This is a genomic window from Nocardia sp. NBC_00403 (genome assembly GCF_036046055.1).
In the GTDB taxonomy this organism is placed as follows: Bacteria; Actinomycetota; Actinomycetes; order Mycobacteriales; family Mycobacteriaceae; genus Nocardia.
Genome location: NZ_CP107939.1, coordinates 7,452,500 through 7,471,864, shown reverse-complemented (window position 1 = coordinate 7,471,864; position 19,365 = coordinate 7,452,500). Strand labels below are relative to the sequence as shown.

Genomic DNA, 19,365 nt, shown 5'->3' with positions numbered 1-19,365 from the left:
GTGCGCGGGCGATCTTCCTCCCGCGGGTTGGAAACACTCACACCTCGGGTGGAACCGAGGGCGTCGTCGGAATCAGGGTGATCGCGAAGAAGCGCTGGCGGGCTCCGGGAATACCGGAAGGCGGCCGGCGGGTTGCGGATCGTAGGTGAAACGTGGACACATCGGGGGACACCCCCAAGATGTGCAGGTCAAGGCTGGGATAGGCTTTATCGGTCATGAAGTCGGGTTTTTCGGGTCAGCTCAACGGTGCGCCCAAGACGGTCTACCTCGATCATGCGGCGACCACACCGATGCTGCCTGCCGCCATCGAGGCGATGACGGCTGCTCTCGGGCTGACGGGCAATGCGTCGTCGCTGCACGGTTCGGGGCGCGCGGCGCGGCGGCTACTGGAGGAAGCGCGGGAGTCCATCGCCGCGGATCTGGGCGCGAGGCCCTCTGAGGTGATCTTTACTTCGGGCGGCACCGAGAGCGACAATCTGGCGATCAAGGGCATCTATTGGGCCCGGCGCGATGCCGATCCGCGGCGGACGCGGATCATCGCGAGCTCGACCGAGCATCACGCGGTCATCGACACCGTCGAGTGGCTGGAGCAGCACGAGGGCGCACAGGTGACCTGGCTGCCGGTGGACGGCGACGGAGTCGTCTCGCCGCGTACGCTGCGGGCCGCGCTGGCCGAACATGTCGACGAGGTCGCGCTTGTGACCCTCATGTGGGCCAACAACGAGGTCGGGACAATTCAGCCGATCCGCGAGTTGACTACTGTCGCACAGGAATTCGGTGTTCCGATGCACAGCGATGCCATCCAGGCCGGCGCTCAGCTGCCGATCGACTTCGGCGCGAGCGGCCTCTCGGCGGCGAGTTTCGCCGGGCACAAGGTCGGCGGGCCGCACGGCGTCGGGGTGTTGTTGCTGGGCAGGAAGGTGCCGTGTGTGCCGCTGCTGCACGGCGGCGGGCACGAACGCGATCTGCGTTCGGGCACCTCGGATACGGCGGCGGCGGTCGGGCTCGCCACCGCGCTGCGCCAGACGGTGGCCGAGTTACCGACGCGCACCATCGAATTGACCGGACTGCGTGACGAGCTGATCGAGCGGATCCGCGACATGGTGCCCGATGCGGTGCTCAACGGCCCCGCAGGCGAGCAGCGACTGCCAGGCAATGTGCACTTCACCTTCCCCGGCTGCGAAGGCGATTCGTTGCTGATGCTGTTGGACGCGGCCGGCATCGAATGCTCGACCGGGTCGGCCTGCAATGCGGGCGTTGCCTCGCCGAGCCATGTGCTGATCGCCATGGGCGTCGAGCCGTGGCAGGCCCGTGGTTCTTTGCGATTTTCGTTGGGGCACACCTCGACCCGCGCCGATGTCGACGCGTTGACGAGGGTGTTGCCCCAGGTGGTTGAACGGGCCAGGGCCGCGGGTCTGGCCGGTGCGAAGGGAGGTGTCTGATATGCGAGTACTCGCCGCGATGAGTGGTGGTGTGGACTCGGCGGTGGCGGCGGCACGTGCCGTCGACGCTGGTCACGAGGTGGTCGGCGTGCATCTTGCGTTGTCGGCGACACCCGGCACGCTGCGCACCGGTTCGCGCGGTTGCTGCTCGAAGGAGGACGCCGGTGACGCACGGCGCGCCGCCGACGTGCTCGGAATTCCGTTCTACGTCTGGGATTTCGCCGACCGCTTCAAGGAAGACGTGATCGACGATTTCGTCGCGGCCTACGCGGCGGGCGAGACACCGAACCCGTGCCTGCGCTGCAACGAGAAGATCAAGTTCTCCGCGCTCGCCGACCGCGCGGTTGCGCTCGGCTTCGACGCCGTGGCCACCGGGCACTATGCACGGCTGGAGGACGGGGTGCTGCGGCGCGCGGTCGACGCCGACAAGGATCAGTCCTATGTGCTTGCCGTGCTGACGGCACAACAGCTTTCGCGGGCCATGTTCCCGGTGGGTGACACCCCGAAGCCGCAGATCCGCGCGGAAGCCGCTGAGCGCGGTCTCGCGGTGGCCGACAAGCCCGACAGCCACGACATCTGCTTCATCCCCTCCGGAGACACCCGTGCGTTCCTCGGTGCCAAGATCGGCATCCGGCCCGGTGCGGTCGTCGACAACGCCGGCCAAGTGCTCGCGAATCACGAAGGCGTGCACGGGTTCACGATCGGCCAGCGCAAGGGCCTCGGCCTGCCAGGTCCCGCCGCGGACGGTAAGCCGCGCTATGTCACCGACATCGATCCCGACTCGGGCACCGTCCGCGTCGGCTCTGCCGAAGACCTGGAGGTCTGGGGCGTGCAGGCCGATCGCGCGATTTGGACCTCCGGCGCAGCGCCGGACGGGCCGATCGAGTGCGTCGTGCAGGTGCGTGCCCATGGTGGCATGGCCCCTGCGATCGCCGAAGCGGTCGGTACCGGACTGACGGTGCGCCTGCGCGAGCCGCTGACCGGCGTGGCCCGTGGCCAGGCGGTCGTGTTGTACCGCCCGGATGTCAGCGGCGATCAGGTGATCGGCAGTGGGACTATTTCGGGCACGGTGCGCGACGCGGCCGACGAGTCCGACGCAGTGAGCGGCGCGAGCGCGACGCAGTGACCGTCGCCGGTGCACGGCACCAGGCGACACGCACACGCATCCTTTTCGGCACCCCGGCGTGCACCGGGGTGCAACCCACGATGAGGCGCGAGCCTCGTACAGAGGTGGCACAGTGAGCGAGATCGCCAAGGTAGCCGGCGAAGTCGACGCGAAAGAACTGGTGCGTATCCCCGGCGGCATTGCGACGGCCGTCGGCTCGTGGCCGGGCACCGATCCACGCGAGGCGGCGACCACCATCCTCGGTGAGCTGCCGGATCTGGCGCATCTGGTGGAGTTGCCCGGGCGCGGCATCGGGGCGGACATGCTCGGCCGGGTTTCCGCCCTGCTCGTCGATATGCGATTCGACACCACGACGCGGGGTTACCGGCTGGCCCCGCGACCCGGTGCGACGTCCCGGCGCGCACGGGACCTGCTGCGGGCGGATCTCGATGCGCTCGAAGAGGCTTGGGAGACATCGGGTTCGGCGGGCACCGGTCGCATTGTCAAGGTGCAGGCCACCGGCCCGCTGACCCTCGCCGCGCAGGTGGAATTGCCCGGTGGGCACCGTATCCTCACCGATTCCGGTGCGGTGCGCGATGTTTCGGAATCGTTGGCGGAGGGTCTTGCTGAGCATGTGGCCGAGGTGCGCAAGCGGCTCGGCGCGGAAGTGGTTCTGCAACTGGATGAACCGTCGCTGACCGTGGTGCTGGAAGGCTCGCTGCGCGGCCCGAGCATTCTGAATACCGTGCGGGCACTGCCCGAACCGGAAGCTCTTGCGGTACTGGATGCCGTGATTACCGCACAATCCGCGCCGGTGTTGGTACACAGCTGCGCCGAAGCGCCCGCGCTGACTTTCCTGCGCGGCAGCGCCGCCGCGGCGATCGGCTTCGACATGGCCGCCATCGGCACCCGCGACCTCGACAATATCGGCGAAATCCTCGACACCGGAAAACAATTGGTTCTCGGTCTGGTGCCGACGGCACCCCCGGCCATGCCGGCGACCTGGCGTGACTTCGCCGAACCCGGCGTCCGGCTCGTCGATCGCCTCGGCTTCCCGCGCAAGACGCTCGCCGAGCGGATGGTGATCGGCCCCGCGTGCGGATTGGCGGGGGCTCCGCTGGAATGGGCGCGTACCGCACTGCGTGTGTCCGCGGAAGTCGCGCGCGCCTACGCCGAAGAACCGGAATCGTTGACCTTCGACTGACCGTCGGCCGCCACCGTGCCGCACGATCGGAATCGGGTCATCGGGGGCGGCGACGTGCGGGAACGTGCGATCGAGATGTCGGTGGGCTCGGCTAATGTGCGTTGGGTGAGTGACAGCGACAGCGCGGCGTTCCCGGCGACGGCAGAGCAGCGGGTGGAGTGGCAGCGGCTTGCGGACGAAGTTCGCGAGCACCAGTTCCGCTATTACGTGCGCGATGCACCGATCATTACCGACGGTGAGTTCGACACCTTGTTGCGGCAGCTGCAGGCTCTGGAGGAGCGGCATCCCGACCTGCGCACGCCCGATTCGCCGACCCAGCTGGTCGGCGGCGGGTTCGCGACGGATTTCACCGCCGTAGATCACCTCGAGCGGATGCTGTCGCTGGACAATGTGTTCGACTTCGACGAGCTGCGCACATGGGCGAGCCGGGTGGAGGCCGAAACCGGGTCGAACCTGCACTACTTGTGCGAGGTGAAGATCGACGGTGTCGCGCTGAACCTCGTCTACGAGAAGGGTCGCCTCGTGCGCGGCGCGACCCGCGGCGACGGCCGCACCGGTGAGGACGTCACACTCAACGCCCGCACTATCGAGGACATCCCCGGCGAGCTGACGCCGAGCGACGAGTTTCCGATTCCCGACCTGCTCGAGGTGCGCGGCGAGGTGTACTTCCGGCTGACGGACTTCGAGACGCTCAATGCCGCCATCGTCGCCGAAGGCAAACCCCCGTACGCGAACCCGCGCAATACCGCGGCGGGCTCGCTGCGGCAGAAGGATCCCGCGGTGACCGCGCGGCGCAGGTTGCGCATGATCTGCCACGGATTCGGGCGCATCGAGGGATACACCCCTGCCTCGCAGTACGAGGCGTATCGTGCGCTGGCGGCTTGGGGGCTGCCGGTGTCCGAGCACACCAGGCGGGTGCAGGGCATCGACGCGGTGATCGAGCGCGTCGCCTACTGGGGCGAGCACCGTCACGATATCGAGCACGAGATCGATGGTCAGGTGATCAAGGTCGACGAGATGGCGCTGCAACGCCGCCTCGGCTCGACCTCGCGGGCGCCACGCTGGGCGATCGCCTACAAGTACCCGCCCGAAGAGGCGACGACCAAGCTGCTGAACATCGAGGTGAACGTCGGCCGCACCGGCCGCGTCACCCCGTTCGCGGTGATGGAGCCGGTCTCCATCGCGGGGTCGACGGTCGCGATGGCGACGTTGCACAATGCCTCGGAGGTCAAGCGTAAGGGTGTGCTCATCGGCGACACCGTCACCATCCGCAAGGCAGGTGATGTAATTCCCGAGGTGCTCGGCCCGGTGGTGGACGCGCGGACCGGCACCGAACGCGAGTTCGTGATGCCGTCGAACTGCCCGGAGTGCGGCACCGAGCTGGCACCGCAGAAAGAAGGCGACGCCGATATCCGTTGCCCGAACCAGCAGTTCTGCCCGGCCCAGTTGCGGGAGCGCGTCTTCCATGTCGCGGGCCGCGGCGCTTTCGACATCGAGTCGCTCGGGTACGAGGCCGCAGGCGACCTGCTGAAGTCGGGTGCGATCACCGACGAGGGCGATCTGTTCGACCTCACCGAGGAGCGCTTGCTCACCACTACACTGTTCGCCAATAAGAACGGTGGCCTGTCTGCGAACGGCAAACGGCTGCTGGAGAACCTGCGGGCCGCCAAGGATCGACCCCTGTGGCGGGTGCTCGTCGGGTTGTCCATCCGGCATGTCGGCCCGACGGCGGCGCGGGTGCTGGCGCGCGAATTCGGCAGCCTCGACCGGATTCAGGACGCATCGGCGGAGGAACTCGGCGCGGCCGACGGTGTGGGCCCGACCATCGCCGCGGCGGCGGCGGAATGGTTCACCGTCGACTGGCACCGCGCGATCGTCGACAAGTGGCGGGCCGCAGGCGTGCGGATGGCGGACGAACGCGACGAGTCCGTCGAGCGCACGCTGGAGGGTTTGTCGATTGTGGTGACCGGTTCGCTGCAAGGGTTTTCGCGAGACGGCGCCAAGGAAGCCATCCTGGTGCGCGGCGGCAAGGCATCCGGCTCGGTCTCCAAGAAAACCGCGTTCGTGGTCATCGGTGAGGCCCCCGGCTCGAAGGCCGCGAAAGCTGAGGAACTCGGTGTGCCGATCCTCGACGAGGACGGTTTCCGGCGGCTGCTCGAAGCAGGACCGGCAGCGGTGACGCCGGGTGCGGACGCGCAGGACACCGCCACCGAGGACGCCGTAGCGAAGGAATAGGGCGGGTCGGTCGTATCGCGGTCGCAGTCCGTCGTTGCCACGGTCGCAGTCGCGATCGTGGTCGGTTCGGGGGCGTTGGTGTGCCGACGGTGAACACTTCTTGACCTCAACTGTGGTTCAGGTATGAGGATCGAGTGGTAGGCAACTATCAGGAGTGCACCATGGTTCACCGCCCTACCGCTCTCATCACGGGCGCTTCCGCAGGATTCGGTCTCGCACTGACGCGCTCACTGGTCGGACGCGGCTGGCAGGTGATCGGCACCGCCCGCCGCGCCGACCGACTCGAACGCGTGCGTGCCGAACTCGGTGACGCCGTGCTCGCGGTGCCCGGCGACATCACCGATCCGGCGCATCGCGCCGAGTTGGCCGATATCGCGCGACGGATCGGATACCTCGACCTCGTCGTGAACAACGCGAGCAGGCTCGGTCCGAGCCCGATGCCGCGCCTGGCGGACTATCCGCTCGACGAACTCGAGCGGGTGTATCGCACCAATGTCATCGCCCCGCTGGCGATTCTGCAGTTCGCGCTGCCGCTGCTCGGCTCCGCCGGTGTCGCGATCGACATCAGCTCGGATGCCGGCGTCGAGCCGTACCCGGACTGGGGCGGTTACGGTTCGTCGAAGGCGGCGCTCGATCAGTTGACCGCCATCCTGGCCGCCGAGCATCCCGACGTGTCGATTTACGCCTTCGATCCCGGCGATATGCGCACCGAAATGCATCAGGCCGCGTTTCCCGGTGACGATATCTCCGATCGTCCCGCGCCCGAGACCGTCGTCCCCGCGCTGCTGCGGCTGATCGAGGAACGTCCGAAGAACGGGCGCTATACGGCAGCCGATTTCGCTACGGGGGTGGCCGGATGACGTCGGTTCTCGCCGACTGGGCGCACATCCTGCCGCCGGAGCGCAATGCCATCGCACCGCCGGAGGCGCGCGGCCTGGCGCGCGACGAGGTCAGGATGCTGGTCTCTGCGGATCGGCTCACCCACACCAGATTTCGAGAACTGCCACAGCACCTGATGCCGGGTGACCTTGTGGTGGTGAACAATTCGGCCACTGTGGCTGCGGCCGTGGACGGCACGATCGAGGACAGACCGGTCACACTGCACTTCTCCACCTGGCTCGATGCGCAGGCCGAACCGGACGCGCAGGTGATCGACTCCGCGAGTACCACTGCCGCAGACACTTTCGGTGGTTGCACCGGGCGGTGGGTGGTGGAAGTGCGCACCGTGGATCGCACGCCGATACCCGAGGAAGAGCTGGACGCAGGCACCGAGATCCGGTTACCGGAAGGCGCGGTGGCCACCCTGCGCGAGCCATGGTTACCCGGCGCGCGCCGACTGTGGATTGCCGAGCTCGCCGGCGACCCGCAGCGGCTGCTGCAGCGCCACGGTTACCCGATCACCTATTCGTATGTGCCACAACGCTGGTCGTCTTCGTACTACACGACGGTCTTCGGGCGCATCCCCGGCAGCGCGGAAATGCCGAGCGCGGCACGGCCGTTCACCCGGCGACTGGTGCTCGACCTGGTGAGCTCCGGAGTCGCGATCGCGCCGATCACACTGCACACCGGGGTGTCCTCACCGGAAGCGGGAGAACCACCCAGCCCCGAACGCTTCGCAGTCTCCGCCGCGACCGCGCGCAGAGTCAACGACGCCAAAGCGGCGGGAGGCCGCATCATCGCCGTGGGTACCACGGTGACGCGAGCCCTGGAAACCACCGCGGACTACACCGGGCAGGTCCACCCCGCCCACGGGTGGACCGAACTCGTCCTCGGTCCCGATCACCCGGCCCGCACGGTCGACGGCCTCATCACCGGCTGGCACGCCCCCGGCGCGTCGCACTTGGATCTGCTCGTCGCGGTGGCAGGCGAACCGGCCGTGCACGAGGCCTATGCGACGGCCCTGGACGCCGCGTACCTCTGGCACGAGTTCGGCGACAGCGCCCTGCTTTTCGGCGCGGGTGGTGCTCGGAGTTAGGACGGGTTGATGGTCACCGTGGCGTTCAGCTGACCCGCGATTTCGATTCGCCCGCACTGACCGTTGCTCAGATCGAGGTGCCGCGTGGCGGTCTTGGTCTTGCCTGTCTTGATGGTCGCGTCGACGATCACGTTGACCCGCCCCACCGAGCACACCTTGGAGATGGCGGGCGATCCGTCGAAACTGACCGTGCCACCACCCTGACAAGTATTCGTCTCGTTAGTAAAGAAGAGTCGCGCTGTGCCGTCCGGGCACGGCGCCTCGGCGACGGCCTGAGGAGCAGCGACGACGATCGACCCCAAGCCGAGGGCGGCGACGATGGAGCTTCGGACCACAAGACGACGAACGGTCAATTCCATCGTTATCCATCCAATCAAAACAGTTGGTGCAATAAGCACCACGAAGCAACCGTGGCGCGAGCATGCTAACGCGCCCAGCGCACTCCCCGCACCACGAATGGGTCGCGTACCTGCGAAGAAAGCAAGAAATCCGGTGTCGATGAGCGGTATCCGTGCGCATCGTGCAGGGTCGCGGCTATCGACCGTTTCCGCTGGTGTGGGCTGCCGATGGCGCGATTTCGGATGCTGGAGTGCAGCGCCCGCGGTCGGATTTCCGGGTAAGTGCGGCGCGGTCGGAGGTGGCGGTGTCGCGGCGCGGCGGGGGAGAGGACAGGATGGCGGGATGCTGCGGAGTTTTCAGGTGACCAACCACAGATCGTTGGCGGATCGGCAGGAGTTGCGGTTGAGCCGGGGGAGCGGGCCGGTGGCGGTGCCGGTGACCGGGGTGCACGGCGCGAGCGCCGCGGGGAAGACGAGTCTGATCGATGCGCTGGGGCAAATGCGCGACGCGGTGCTGAATTCGGTGACGGGGTGGGATCCGTATGCGGGGCCGGTGCGGTCGCCGCATCTCGGCTTCCCCGATCGGCCTTCGGAATTCGTGGCGGGTTTCGTCGCCGAGGGCGTCCCGTACACCTATGGCTTCGAATTGGACAATGCCGATGTCACGGCGGAGTGGTTGCATGCGCATCCGCGCTCGCGCAAGCGAATCGTGTTCGAACGCAATGGAGAACAGATCAAGATCGGGCCGATGTTCGAGGCCGCGCGTTACGGCATCGCCGCGCTGATCCCGTTGGTGCGTCCGAATGCCTTGTTGCTCAGCCTCGCCGGTCAGATGTACGCCGAAGCGCTTGTCCCCGCCTATCGCTGGTTCTCCTCGATGCTCGAGGTGCAACAAGGCCCGGCGGCGGCCACGGCGGTCGCCCACCGACTCGGCAGCCATGTCTCGGCGTCCGGTGAGAATGCGGTGCGATTGCTCATGCTGCTGCGCACCGCCGAGCTCGGCATCACGGATCTGCTGATCGCGGAGAACGACCCGCTGTACGCCGATTACCTCCGGGATCTGGACGGCGATATCGCCGGGACCGCCAAACAGCTCGAGCTGTGCGCTTCCTCTCCTGGTCACGCCGACAATCTGTTGCGGGAGAGCGGGATCACCGAGGTCATGCTCGACCGTGAACTGAGCAATCTGAAGTCAGCGCGCGATGCCCTCTACACCAGGATGGTGGCCCGTCGCGGCGTCGGCCTGGGCCTGGTGCATGCCGGCATCGACAACGCCTTCGACATCACCGACGAATCCACCGCCACGTTGTCGCTGCTGCGCTTGCTGCCTGCCATGTTGGACGCACTCGATTCCGGCCGCGTACTTGCCGTCGACGACATCGGCGCCGACCTCCCCGCCGAGGAGACCGACCGTCTGATCCAGCTCTTCCAGAATCCGGAAACCAATTCCCGTGGTGCGCAATTGATCTTCACCACCAACAACCGTGCGCTGATCGACCGGGGCAACGGTCGTTCGCAACGAACGCGCACCGCCGTCTGGCAGGTGCGTCGCACCGAAAACAGCACCAGCGAGCTCGTGGCTCGGTAGCCGTGGCACGGGTGCGGTCGTCGATCACGCTGCCCGATCGGCGGCACGATCGTCGACCGCACGTGGGGGAGGCAATCGCAGGATGGTGGGACAGACCGTGCTCACCGTGGCGTGATCGGTTGCGGCGCCAGGGCCAATAGCATGGTTGACATGCTGGAGTTCGGGATGCTGCTGATCATGGTCACCGCACTGGTCGGCTGGTTGGTGATCTACCTGCGTGGACGCCGGGGGATTCAGCCCACAGAGGCCGAAACGGGTGCGCTGTACCTCACCGGGGTGAGCCCACGCCCCGATGCCATCGGCGAGCAGTTCGTGACCATCACCGGAAATCTGACGGGTCCCACGGTCCCCGGCACGGTGGTGTACGGCCGTTTCGTCTGGGACACGAACGAGTGGCCGTCCATCGGCGACTACCTCACGGTCGTCTACCCGCCGGGCAAACCGGAGCGCTTCCAGCTCGCCGACCCGAGCGCCCGGCCCGACCTCGGCAGCTGACCGCCGCATGGGCCGCGAACGTCGGTTGTGAGCTGCGGCACTGCTGCTCGGCTGTGACGCAGCACGCTCGGCGGCGAATGGGAGGATGCCGGTATGAACGCTGCCGGCAGGGATGTGAAGGACAAGGTCGTGGTTCGGACCGCCCGGCCGGACGAGTACGACGCCATCGGCGAGCTGACCGTCGAGGTGTACGTCAGCGAAGGGTACGTAGTGCCCGGCAGCCCCTATGCCGCGGAGCTTGCCGACATCACGCATCGGGCAGCATCGGCGCAGGTACTGGTTGCCGCGCACGGCGACCGCGTTGTCGGGTCGTTGACCGTGGCTCGGCCCGGCACACCGTATGCGGAGATCGCTCGACCGGGGGAACTCGAGTTCCGCATGCTCGCGGTCTCGAAGACGGCGCGCGGCCTCGGCGCGGGAACGACGTTGGTGCGCACCGTGCTCGAGATGGCGACCGCGGAATCGTTCAGCGCCGCGGTGCTCACCACGATGCCCGCCATGGTCGATGCTCGCCGAATCTATGACCGTTTCGGATTCGTGCCTGTGCCGGAACGGGATTGGCGTACTCCCGCGGGCGAGCAACTGACCGTGCTGCGCCTGCAGCTGACCTAACCCAATACGGTCGCGACGATGCCGGCCAGGTATCCGAGCCGCGCGACCTCGGACGGGCGGAAGTCGGGGCCGCCGGGTCGCCCGAGCAGCAGTACCTTCCCGGTGTTGCCGAGCGGTGCGGCGGCCAGCTTGGTGTCCATGTCGGTCCAGATCTGCGGGACCCACTCGGCCTCCGGATCCAGGACGGCGGGCTTCTCCAGCGGCATCCACGGCGCCGAACCGGCCTGGGTCTCGGGGGCGCTCGGGCTGCCGACAACGCGGTAGGCGCCCTGCGGACCCATGTCGATGACGGTGCTCCAGCCGACGCGCAGCACCCGGGGCACGCCGTCGACGAGCACCTGCAGGCGGTCGTCACGGGCGGTGGCGACCTGGTCGATCAGTTCGAGTTCGCGATGAGTGTCGAGCACACCGGAGTACGGGCGAATGGAATCCACGCGCACATCGGGGATCGATTCGGCGGCGGTGATCAACGTGTCGGGCAACGCGCCCTGCGGCACCTCGACGACGAGGTCGTCGATCGCGAAGCCTGCCCCACGCTCCACGACATCCAGTGACTGTATGTCGGCGCCGACGGAGCCCAGTGCGAGCGCGAGCGCACCGAGGCTTCCCGGTCGATCTGGAAGTTGCACGCGGAGCAGGTATGACACGTGCTTTCCTTTCCTTGGCAGCCGAGCGTGGTGAACGGATACCCGGGTCACGCAATACTTACACCCCGGAGTGCCGGTTATCGACTCGAAGCCCGTCGGGTGATCGATGCCACTCGGCGATTTCGTGCGGATGCGGCGTGTCACGCTAGTACGCGAGGTGTGTCGTCGTGCGTCCGGCTCCTGTGGAAGCGGGTCGTCGTCGAGTCGCTAGGCTGTGCGTGGCCTATCAAGCACGCTCAACAATGCCGAAAGGGGTTCCGCGGTGCCCGCCATCTCCCGCGACGAGGTCGCACACCTCGCCCGGCTGTCCAGGCTCGCCCTGTCCGAGTCCGAACTGGATCAGTTCGCCGGTCAGTTGGATTCGATCTTGAGCCACGTGCGGACCATCTCCGAGGTCGCCGCCGCCGATGTCCCTGCCACCTCCTCGCCCAATCCGGCGACGAACGTGACCCGCCTCGATGCGGTCGTGCCGTGCCTGACTCCGGAGCAGGCGCTGTCGGGCGCCCCCGCGGTCGAAGAGCAGCGGTTCCTGGTGCCGCAGATTTTGGGAGAGGCCCAATGAGTTCAGCATCGCGTAGCGATTCGGTGAGGGGCGGCGGTCGGGAGACGGGTGGGCACGAGCTGACCACGCTGTCTGCGGCCGAGCTGGCAGGCAAGATCCACGGTGGCGAGGTGTCCTCGGTGGAGGTCACCCAGGCGCACCTGGACCGGATCGCGGCGGCCGACGGCGAGATCAACGCGTTCCTGTACGTCTCGGGGGAGCAGGCGCTCAGCGCCGCGGCCGCGGTGGACTCCGCGCTGGCCGCGGGTGCCGCGCCCGCCTCGCCGCTGGCCGGAGTTCCGTTGGCGCTCAAGGACGTGTTCACCACCACGGACATGCCGACCACCTGTGGATCGAAGATCCTCGAGGGCTGGGTCTCGCCGTACGACGCGACACTGACCACCCGGCTGCGCGATGCGGGCATCCCGATTCTCGGCAAGACCAACATGGACGAGTTCGCGATGGGCTCCTCCACCGAGAACTCCGCGTACGGCCCGACCCGTAACCCGTGGGACACCAGCCGGATTCCCGGCGGCTCCGGCGGTGGTTCGGCGGCCGCGCTCGCCTCGAATCAGGCGCCGCTGGCCATCGGCACCGACACCGGCGGATCGATCCGTCAGCCCGCCGCGGTGACGGCGACCGTCGGCACCAAGCCGACCTACGGCACGGTGTCCAGGTACGGCCTCGTCGCGTGCGCCTCGTCGCTGGACCAGGGCGGCCCCTGTGGGCGCACCGTGCTCGACACCGCACTGCTGCACGAGGTGATCGCCGGGTACGACCCGCGCGACTCCACTTCGCGCAAGGTCGCCGTGCCACCGGTGGTCGCCGCGGCGCGCGAGGGCGCGAAGGGCGATCTGCGCGGGCTGAAAGTCGGTGTGGTGAAGGAACTTCACTCCGACAGCTACCAGCCGGGTGTGCTCGCCTCGTTCGATGCGGCGGTCGCGGTGCTCAAAGAGCTCGGCGCCGAAGTGGTCGAGGTGTCGTGCCCGCATTTCGAGTACGCACTGTCCGCGTACTACCTGGTGATGCCGAGCGAGGTGTCGTCGAATCTGGCTCGATTCGATGCCATGCGGTACGGCCTGCGCGTCGGTGACGACGGTCAGCACAGCGCCGAGCAGGTCATGGCCGCGACGCGCGCCGCCGGATTCGGTCCGGAAGTCAAGCGCCGCATCATGATCGGCACCTACGCATTGTCGGCCGGGTACTACGACGCCTACTACGGCCAGGCGTTGAAGGTTCGCACCCTGATCGCGCGCGACTTCGACAACGCCTATGAGAAGGTCGATGTGCTCGTCTCGCCGACCAGCCCGTTCACCCCGTGGAAGCTGGGCGAGAAGGTCGACGATCCGCTGGCCATGTACCTGTCGGACCTGTGCACCCTGCCCACCAACCTGGCGGGACATCCGGCCATGTCGGTGCCGTCCGGGCTGAGCAAGGACGACGGCATGCCGGTCGGCCTCCAGATCATGGCCCCCGCGCTTGCCGATGACCGCCTGTACCGCGTCGGTGCGGCCTACGAGGCCGCTCGCGGACCGATCAGCTAGTACGCCGCTGTCGCGTATTCAGGCCCTATCAGTTCGGTGCCAGGTGGGTGGCGCGCAGATCCCGCGCTGCCTGCCTGGCTCTGTTCTGGGCTACCGTCGACCTTGTGAGTCGCACCCAGTGGACGATCCATGGTGAGAACGTCGTGGACGAAAACCGACACATCAAGCTCTCTACCGTCGACATCGAGCTACCCGACGGAGTGAAGTTCACGCAGTACGTCGTACGGATGCCGCGTTGCGCAATGACGTTGGTACTCAACGACAAACGTGAAGCCTTGCTGATGTACCGGCACCGATTCATCATCGATCGATGGGTTTGGGAGCTGCCCGGCGGCTACGTCGACCACGCCGAGGACGTAGCCGTCGCGGCGGCGCGTGAGGTCGAGGAAGAGACCGGCTGGCGGCCGAAAACCATGGAGCACCTGGTCAGCTTTCAGCCATCCATCGGAACCATGGACCAGCCACAAGAGATCTATCTTGCGCGGGGCGCGGATCTGACCGATACGCCGCCGGACATCAACGAAGCTGAAGACGTACGGTGGATTCCCCTGGAGGAAGCGGTCGCGATGATCGATCGTGGCGAAATTGTCGGTGCTGCAACAGTTGTCGCGCTATACCGGGCGCTCAGTCTGTCCGCATGGTGATTGCGAGTACCTGTCGCCAGAAGTGGTCGATGTCGGGCAGCGCGGTGTACGCAGCAAGTCTGTGGCGCACCTCGCGGAGATAGGTGTGGGTTCGGTGCGACTTCAGCCCGCTGATGATATCGAGCGCCTCAGTGCCGACGCGCGCTGCTTCATGAGGATCGTCGTGGGCGAGGGGAGAAGCCAGCAAATACAGATCATTGGGAGCAACGCGAACTCGGTGCACTGATTCTCGGGGAGCTTCGGGAACTGGCGCGGTCCATCGTCCCCGGACCTGTGCGCGGCACTCACGGTCCTGCCGAACCTGCCACAGTCACGTTCGAACTGTCCGGACCACACTCGGACGAGTTCCGACAGTCGATCGGCGAGCATTCGTGACCGACGTCCGAGAACAGACGCAGCCCTGGTTGCCCAGGATCAATAGGCAGCCGGGGTCGCGTCCCGCTCGCGGACCGATCAGCTAGTTCGAACGAAATGGTGCGGTCGCCCGAGCCCTTCAGGGCCCGGGTGACCGCCCATTTTCATGCGGGCCAGGTGAATTCGGGGTCGGTGAGATAGTCCTGGCGGCGCTGGTCCAGTGCCATGGCCACCATCTGGTGGGCGCCTGGTCCGATTACCTTGCGCACCGGCGGGTTCGGCAGGTCCACGAGCTCGAGCAGTCCTGCTGCGGCCACTTCGGGTGCCGCCTCGACCCACTCCGATTCGACGTCGGCCGGCGGCGGCGGTGCGCTCGGGTCCGGGTAGTCCGGCATGCCGAGGATGGCCGTGCGGAGCCCTTCGTAGGCGGGCAGCCCGGAGCCGAACTTCATGCTCGACTTCGCCCAGTCGGTATCGAAGCCGCCCAGCTGCGCGAGGGTGACGGAAATCCCCAGTGGCCGCAGCTCGTCCGCGAGCGCGGCGCTGAATCCTTCCAGCGCCCATTTGCTCGCGTTGTACATCCCGAACAGCGGCAGGCTGCCGACCGCGCCGACCGTCGAGATCTGCACGATGTGCCCCGACTTCTGCTCGCGCAGGTGTGGTACGGCGGCCTGTGAAACCCAGAGGGCGCCATAGAAGTTGGTGTCCATTTGGTCGCGGATCTCGGCCTCTGTCAGTTCTTCGATGGCGCCGACGAGGCCATAGCCCGCGTTGTTCACGATCACGTCGATGGTGCCGCTCACCTCGAATGCCCGGTTCACGGTGGCGATTACCCGATCGCGGTCGCGAACATCCAGGGGCAGCACGGTCAATCGGTCGTCGGCGAGGTCGGCCATGGACTTCGGATCGCGAGCGGTCGCGACAACGTGGTCACCGCGGCCGAGGGCGGCGACGGTGAAGGCCCGGCCGAGTCCGCGGTTGGCGCCGGTGATGAACCAGGTTCTGGTCACTGTGTCGATCCTTTCGTCGCGAGACGCTCCGTCTCGTTGAAGACAATGTCAAGCGAATCCGACCTTGTCAAGACGAGACGGCTCGTCTCGTTTCTGTTACAGTTCGGGCATGGTCGACACCCCCAGCGCCGCCCGGCGCAGCGAACGCGCCCACGCCGCGATCCTCGCCGCTGCCACCGAACTCATTCGCGAGCTGCCCTACGGGAAGCTGACGGTCGAGGCAATCGCGGCCCGCGCCGGGGTCGGCAAGCAGACCATCTACCGCTGGTGGCCCTCGAAGGGTGCCGTCGTTTTCGATGCCATGCTCGAGCTCTATACCGGCCCGGACGGTCTCGTGCTCCCCGACACCGGTGACATTCGCGCCGATCTGCGCGAGCTGGTGCGCGGCGCGATCATCGAGCTCACCGATCCTGGGTTCGAGGCGTTCCTGCGCGCGATGTACATCGAGATCCAGCAGGACCCGGAACTCGGCGCGGCCTATCGGGAGCGGCTGCTGCTTCCCCAGCGTGCCGCCATCGCGCAGCGGCTTGCCTCGGGTGTGCGGGCCGGTCAGCTACGCGCCGATGTCGACCTCGACTTCGCCGTCGACCTCTTGCTCGGTCCGATCCAAAGTCGTTGGTCGGTCGGTCTTCCCGGACTGACCGAGGCATACGCCGACGCGACGCTCGAGGCCGCACTAGGGCACCTCAGCGCCTGAATTCCGGGTCGGCAGCGGGAAACTCGGGGTGGACCGGACGAGCAACGAGGCGAATGCGCCCGACCGTCGCCTGTCAGGGGGTGCGCAGCGATTCGGCCTGCTTGCGGATGCCCTCGGTCATGCCGGTGAAGCCACGCTCGAGGTTCTTCCCGAGGACCGCGCTCACCACGGGCTGGAGCCAGCCCGCGAGTTCGAAGTGGGATTCGTACCGGGTGCGATCGCCGTCCAACGCGGTGACGGTGTGGGACCGTAGGCTGTGCAGGGTGCCCAGCGGCACCGGCTTCATCGAGTAGCTGAGTTCGCGGCCGGGGGTGTGTGAGCGGATCCATTCGCGCTGGCGCCTCGGCTTCGCGCCGGACACCTGCACGAGCATGTCGATCGGTTCGCCGGGAACGAGGGTGCTGCGGCATTCGGGGACGAAGGGATTCCACTCGCCATAGCGGGCGAGATCGGTAATCACCTCCCACACCAGGTCGACGGGTGCGTCGATGTCGACGGAGGCGTCGATGACAAAGGCCATGAGGGAAAACTAGAACATGTTTCAGCTGTGGGCAAGCATCGGTGTCGTCAGCAGCTGCCGAGGGCGGTGCCCTGGTCGGTGCCGTAGCGGTGGCCGTGGCCGGGCGGGGCATCCAGTGCGGCGAGCAAATCGGCGCTGGTCTGCAGGAAGCTGACCACCGGGAGCCATTGCGGGACCGGGGCATCCACCCGAACCCCGGTGAGGTCGGGGGCGCGCCACAGCAGCGACGGTGACCAATGGACCACCGGGTCGGAGCTGTTGGCCAGCACCGTCGCGCCGGCGCGGTGCACCTGACCCGCGGGCGGGCCCGCCCAAAGTGCCGCGCAGGTCCGGCGGTCCTGATCGGCGTCGTCGGTGAAGACCGAACTGCCACCGAGGGCGCCGAGGCTCTGACCGTAGACATAGAGCCCGGGCTTGCGGTCCATCGTGCGAATACGGTTCTCGACAGCAGTGAACAGCGCACGCGCGTAGGCCACCGCTTCGTCGCGACCGAACAGGAAGGTCGCCCAGCTCGGCGCGTAGGAGTACTGCATGCCGACCAGCGCGACATCGCCGCCGAAGCGTTGATAGAAACCGGACACCGCGTTCGAGTCGATCCAGCCCGACCCGGTCGGCACCGCGACGACGATATTCGACCGTTCGAAGGCGCCCGAGCGCTCCAGTTCCCGAATCGCAAGGGCCACCCGTGAATCGCGGTCCGGCGCGGAATCCAGGCCGACATAGACGCGGACCGGACCGGCGGGCGACCCGCTGACGAACTTGCGCCCCTCGGCCCCGAGCGACGGCCAGCTGACCGCCGACTCGGCGCTGCCGGACCGTAGAAACGAAACCGGCTGCACCAGAGTGGGATCGATCGTCGCATTGGCGGTGGCATAGGCATCGCGGCGCCAATCCACCACGGCGGGAACACCGAACAGGTACAGCGCACACGCCGCGACTGCGGTCACCGCAACACTGCGCGACCACCCCAGCTTGCGCACGACCCACCCCACGGTCCGGGCGGTTGCGGCACACCCTCCGACGATCAGTGCGGCCCCGACCGCACAGCGCAACCAATAGTCCGACCCGATCGGCACTGTTCCCATCGCCGCGCGCAGCCGGTTCTGCCAGTGGCCCGCCTGCACGGCGGCAGCGACGATCGCGACCAGCGTCAGTCCGAGCAGCGGCAGACGAAACCGTGCGAGTGGTCGATTGATATCGAAGTTCCAGCGGGCCGACAGGAATCGGACCGAACCCGCGACGCCGAGGGTGAGGGCGACGAAAAGTCCGGTCAGCGCGGCCTGCGCTCCCGGCGTGCGCGGCAGCAGTCCCGGAGCCAGCGACATGAGCGCCCCGGCCCCGACGGCGAGTGTTGTGCCGATCCGCGGCCGAAGCGTGCGCGGCACCCTGCCGTTGGCCATGGCCTTCTGGCGACCGATCCGCGCGTACGGCATCGGTGTACCGGACGGGTTGCTGTCCAACGGCTTTCGGGTTGGTGCGCCCAACAGTGTTGCGGTGTGGTGTATGTCCGGTGTCACGGTGCCGTGCGCAGTTTCGACCGCTGTAGCGGTGGGCGGCGGCGTCACAGTCGAGTTCGTCATCGCGGAACGCCCAGTGCAGCGGTCTGATTCACCGATACGGTGCGAATCGGCCGGACGGGCTTGTGGCCGCCGCCGGTGGCCCTGGTCGGTCGCCGCAGGGACGGAGTGCCGCCGGCGAGAGCGGCTACCGCGGCGGCGAGACCGAGCACACCACCGCCGATGAGCGTGGCAAGCCACCCGCTGAAACTGCGGTTGGTCTGGGAATCCACTGTGCTCCACAGTGATTCGGCGACCGGCGCGGCGTAGCCCTGTCGGCGGGAGTTGATGTCGACGAACGTCGACGCGATCGTGGCCATGGCATTGCAGCGGGCACGGGAGAAGTGGTCGCTGCGGGTATCGCAGGCCTCGTGCATGTGCAGGCCGAGGGTGCTGTCGAGAGCCTGCCTGGCCCACTGGCCGAGTGGTTCACCGCGCTGATCGGCGTAGCGCAGCAGGTCGTAGCCGAGATCATGAGCTTTGCATGCGGTGTCGAACTCGACGGGCAGGGTGACCGGCGATGAGCATTCGCCACCCGGTTTCGCGAGCAGACCGTCGACGAGGCTGGGTCGGTAACCGAAGCGTGCGGCGAAATCGTCGGGGATGGTGGTGACGGCGTCGGGGCCGCCCGCGGTCAGGATGGACACCGCCGCACCTACCGCGACGTTCTCCACCGGAGGCCGAGTCACCGCGGCGTGGGTTGCGGGTGCAAGGACAACGGTGGCCGCCATGGTGGTCAGCGCCGCGGCCGTCAGCGCCGCGCCCCTTCGGTAACGAGCGGAACGGGGGCGTGCGTCGGTGGCCGCTGACTCGGTGCCGGCCTGCCGTGCGGTGGTCGGTGTGCTCATGATCCAAGAC

Annotated in this window: 19 protein-coding genes; 13 read left to right on the top strand and 6 right to left on the bottom strand. The window is 67.4% G+C overall.

Going from position 1 to position 19,365, the window contains the following annotated elements:
• Positions 1–215 precede the first annotated feature (215 nt).
• From OHQ90_RS33495 to OHQ90_RS33470, 6 genes are all read left to right on the top strand, one after another.
• Entirely contained in the window at positions 216–1,442 is a 1,227-nt protein-coding gene (locus tag OHQ90_RS33495) for a cysteine desulfurase family protein (RefSeq protein WP_328404396.1), read from the top strand.
• 1 nt (position 1,443) lies between these two features.
• The gene (gene mnmA / locus OHQ90_RS33490) at positions 1,444–2,568 is read left to right on the top strand and encodes a tRNA 2-thiouridine(34) synthase MnmA (protein ID WP_328404394.1); all 1,125 of its coding nucleotides are present in this window, start codon (positions 1,444–1,446) and stop codon (positions 2,566–2,568) included.
• A gap of 121 nt (positions 2,569–2,689) precedes the next feature.
• Positions 2,690–3,751: a methionine synthase gene (locus OHQ90_RS33485; RefSeq protein ID WP_442941517.1), complete on the top strand. Its 1,062-nt coding sequence runs from the start codon at positions 2,690–2,692 to the stop codon at positions 3,749–3,751.
• A 105-nt stretch (positions 3,752–3,856) separates the two neighbouring features.
• Entirely contained in the window at positions 3,857–5,986 is a 2,130-nt protein-coding gene (gene ligA, locus OHQ90_RS33480) for an NAD-dependent DNA ligase LigA (protein ID WP_442941233.1), read from the top strand.
• Between the two features lie 161 nt (positions 5,987–6,147).
• On the top strand, positions 6,148–6,846 hold the full coding sequence (locus OHQ90_RS33475; protein ID WP_328404390.1) for an SDR family NAD(P)-dependent oxidoreductase: 699 nt from the start codon (positions 6,148–6,150) through the stop codon (positions 6,844–6,846).
• The gene (locus tag OHQ90_RS33470) at positions 6,843–7,961 is read left to right on the top strand and encodes an S-adenosylmethionine:tRNA ribosyltransferase-isomerase (protein WP_328404388.1); all 1,119 of its coding nucleotides are present in this window, start codon (positions 6,843–6,845) and stop codon (positions 7,959–7,961) included. The genes OHQ90_RS33475 and OHQ90_RS33470 overlap by 4 nt, the downstream gene beginning before the upstream one ends.
• On the opposite strand, the gene OHQ90_RS33465 is transcribed toward OHQ90_RS33470, so the two are convergent.
• Complete coding sequence (locus tag OHQ90_RS33465; protein WP_328404386.1) at positions 7,958–8,362, bottom strand: hypothetical protein; 405 nt, start codon at positions 8,360–8,362, stop codon at positions 7,958–7,960. The two genes, OHQ90_RS33470 and OHQ90_RS33465, sit on opposite strands and share 4 nt — an antisense overlap.
• Positions 8,363–8,642: 280 nt before the next feature.
• Between OHQ90_RS33465 and OHQ90_RS33460 the strand changes: the two genes are divergently transcribed.
• The 3 genes from OHQ90_RS33460 (at position 8,643) to OHQ90_RS33450 (ending at position 10,994) form a co-directional block, all read left to right on the top strand.
• On the top strand, positions 8,643–9,887 hold the full coding sequence (locus OHQ90_RS33460) for an AAA family ATPase (RefSeq protein WP_442941232.1): 1,245 nt from the start codon (positions 8,643–8,645) through the stop codon (positions 9,885–9,887).
• Between the two features lie 150 nt (positions 9,888–10,037).
• Positions 10,038–10,382, top strand: a complete 345-nt coding sequence (locus tag OHQ90_RS33455) for a hypothetical protein (RefSeq protein ID WP_328404382.1) — start codon at positions 10,038–10,040, stop codon at positions 10,380–10,382.
• Between the two features lie 93 nt (positions 10,383–10,475).
• Entirely contained in the window at positions 10,476–10,994 is a 519-nt protein-coding gene (locus OHQ90_RS33450) for a GNAT family N-acetyltransferase (RefSeq protein WP_328404380.1), read from the top strand.
• Here OHQ90_RS33450 and OHQ90_RS33445 read toward each other — a convergent pair.
• Positions 10,991–11,641, bottom strand: coding sequence for an amino acid-binding protein (locus tag OHQ90_RS33445; RefSeq protein WP_328404378.1), 651 nt, complete (start codon positions 11,639–11,641; stop codon positions 10,991–10,993). The genes OHQ90_RS33450 and OHQ90_RS33445 overlap by 4 nt on opposite strands.
• 262 nt (positions 11,642–11,903) lie before the next feature.
• On the opposite strand from OHQ90_RS33445, the gene gatC reads away from it, so the two are divergent.
• The 3 genes from gatC (at position 11,904) to OHQ90_RS33430 (ending at position 14,370) form a co-directional block, all read left to right on the top strand.
• A complete protein-coding gene (gene gatC / locus OHQ90_RS33440; RefSeq protein WP_328404376.1) occupies positions 11,904–12,203 on the top strand; it encodes an Asp-tRNA(Asn)/Glu-tRNA(Gln) amidotransferase subunit GatC in 300 nt (99 codons plus the stop codon).
• The gene (gene gatA / locus OHQ90_RS33435) at positions 12,200–13,726 is read left to right on the top strand and encodes an Asp-tRNA(Asn)/Glu-tRNA(Gln) amidotransferase subunit GatA (protein WP_328404374.1); all 1,527 of its coding nucleotides are present in this window, start codon (positions 12,200–12,202) and stop codon (positions 13,724–13,726) included. The genes gatC and gatA overlap by 4 nt, the downstream gene beginning before the upstream one ends.
• Before the next feature lie 104 nt (positions 13,727–13,830).
• Positions 13,831–14,370: an NUDIX hydrolase gene (locus OHQ90_RS33430; protein ID WP_328404372.1), complete on the top strand. Its 540-nt coding sequence runs from the start codon at positions 13,831–13,833 to the stop codon at positions 14,368–14,370.
• A gap of 518 nt (positions 14,371–14,888) precedes the next feature.
• On the opposite strand, the gene OHQ90_RS33425 is transcribed toward OHQ90_RS33430, so the two are convergent.
• The gene (locus OHQ90_RS33425; protein ID WP_328404370.1) at positions 14,889–15,734 is read right to left on the bottom strand and encodes an SDR family NAD(P)-dependent oxidoreductase; all 846 of its coding nucleotides are present in this window, start codon (positions 15,732–15,734) and stop codon (positions 14,889–14,891) included.
• 109 nt (positions 15,735–15,843) lie between these two features.
• On the opposite strand from OHQ90_RS33425, the gene OHQ90_RS33420 reads away from it, so the two are divergent.
• Positions 15,844–16,431, top strand: coding sequence for a TetR/AcrR family transcriptional regulator (locus OHQ90_RS33420; RefSeq protein WP_328404368.1), 588 nt, complete (start codon positions 15,844–15,846; stop codon positions 16,429–16,431).
• 73 nt (positions 16,432–16,504) lie between these two features.
• On the opposite strand, the gene OHQ90_RS33415 is transcribed toward OHQ90_RS33420, so the two are convergent.
• Genes OHQ90_RS33415 through OHQ90_RS33405 form a run of 3 tightly spaced genes read right to left on the bottom strand, consistent with a single transcriptional unit; the run spans position 16,505 to position 19,355 of the window.
• Positions 16,505–16,951 carry an SRPBCC domain-containing protein gene (locus OHQ90_RS33415; RefSeq protein WP_328404366.1) on the bottom strand — a complete coding sequence of 149 codons (447 nt, stop codon included), beginning with the start codon at positions 16,949–16,951 and terminating at the stop codon, positions 16,505–16,507.
• A gap of 47 nt (positions 16,952–16,998) precedes the next feature.
• Positions 16,999–18,531: an alpha/beta-hydrolase family protein gene (locus tag OHQ90_RS33410; RefSeq protein ID WP_328404364.1), complete on the bottom strand. Its 1,533-nt coding sequence runs from the start codon at positions 18,529–18,531 to the stop codon at positions 16,999–17,001.
• Positions 18,528–19,355: a hypothetical protein gene (locus tag OHQ90_RS33405; protein WP_328404362.1), complete on the bottom strand. Its 828-nt coding sequence runs from the start codon at positions 19,353–19,355 to the stop codon at positions 18,528–18,530. The genes OHQ90_RS33410 and OHQ90_RS33405 overlap by 4 nt, the downstream gene beginning before the upstream one ends.
• Positions 19,356–19,365: the final 10 nt, after the last annotated feature.

Coding starts and splice junctions, on each gene's coding strand:
- OHQ90_RS33495 (WP_328404396.1), top strand. CDS start 216: ATGAAGTCGGGTTTTTCGGGTCAGCTCAACGGTGCGCCCAAGACGGTC.
- mnmA (WP_328404394.1), top strand. CDS start 1,444: ATGCGAGTACTCGCCGCGATGAGTGGTGGTGTGGACTCGGCGGTGGCG.
- OHQ90_RS33475 (WP_328404390.1), top strand. CDS start 6,148: ATGGTTCACCGCCCTACCGCTCTCATCACGGGCGCTTCCGCAGGATTC.
- OHQ90_RS33470 (WP_328404388.1), top strand. CDS start 6,843: ATGACGTCGGTTCTCGCCGACTGGGCGCACATCCTGCCGCCGGAGCGC.
- OHQ90_RS33460 (WP_442941232.1), top strand. CDS start 8,643: ATGCTGCGGAGTTTTCAGGTGACCAACCACAGATCGTTGGCGGATCGG.
- OHQ90_RS33455 (WP_328404382.1), top strand. CDS start 10,038: ATGCTGGAGTTCGGGATGCTGCTGATCATGGTCACCGCACTGGTCGGC.
- OHQ90_RS33450 (WP_328404380.1), top strand. CDS start 10,476: ATGAACGCTGCCGGCAGGGATGTGAAGGACAAGGTCGTGGTTCGGACC.
- gatA (WP_328404374.1), top strand. CDS start 12,200: ATGAGTTCAGCATCGCGTAGCGATTCGGTGAGGGGCGGCGGTCGGGAG.
- OHQ90_RS33420 (WP_328404368.1), top strand. CDS start 15,844: ATGGTCGACACCCCCAGCGCCGCCCGGCGCAGCGAACGCGCCCACGCC.
- OHQ90_RS33415 (WP_328404366.1), bottom strand. CDS start 16,951: ATGGCCTTTGTCATCGACGCCTCCGTCGACATCGACGCACCCGTCGAC.
- OHQ90_RS33410 (WP_328404364.1), bottom strand. CDS start 18,531: ATGACGAACTCGACTGTGACGCCGCCGCCCACCGCTACAGCGGTCGAA.
- OHQ90_RS33405 (WP_328404362.1), bottom strand. CDS start 19,355: ATGAGCACACCGACCACCGCACGGCAGGCCGGCACCGAGTCAGCGGCC.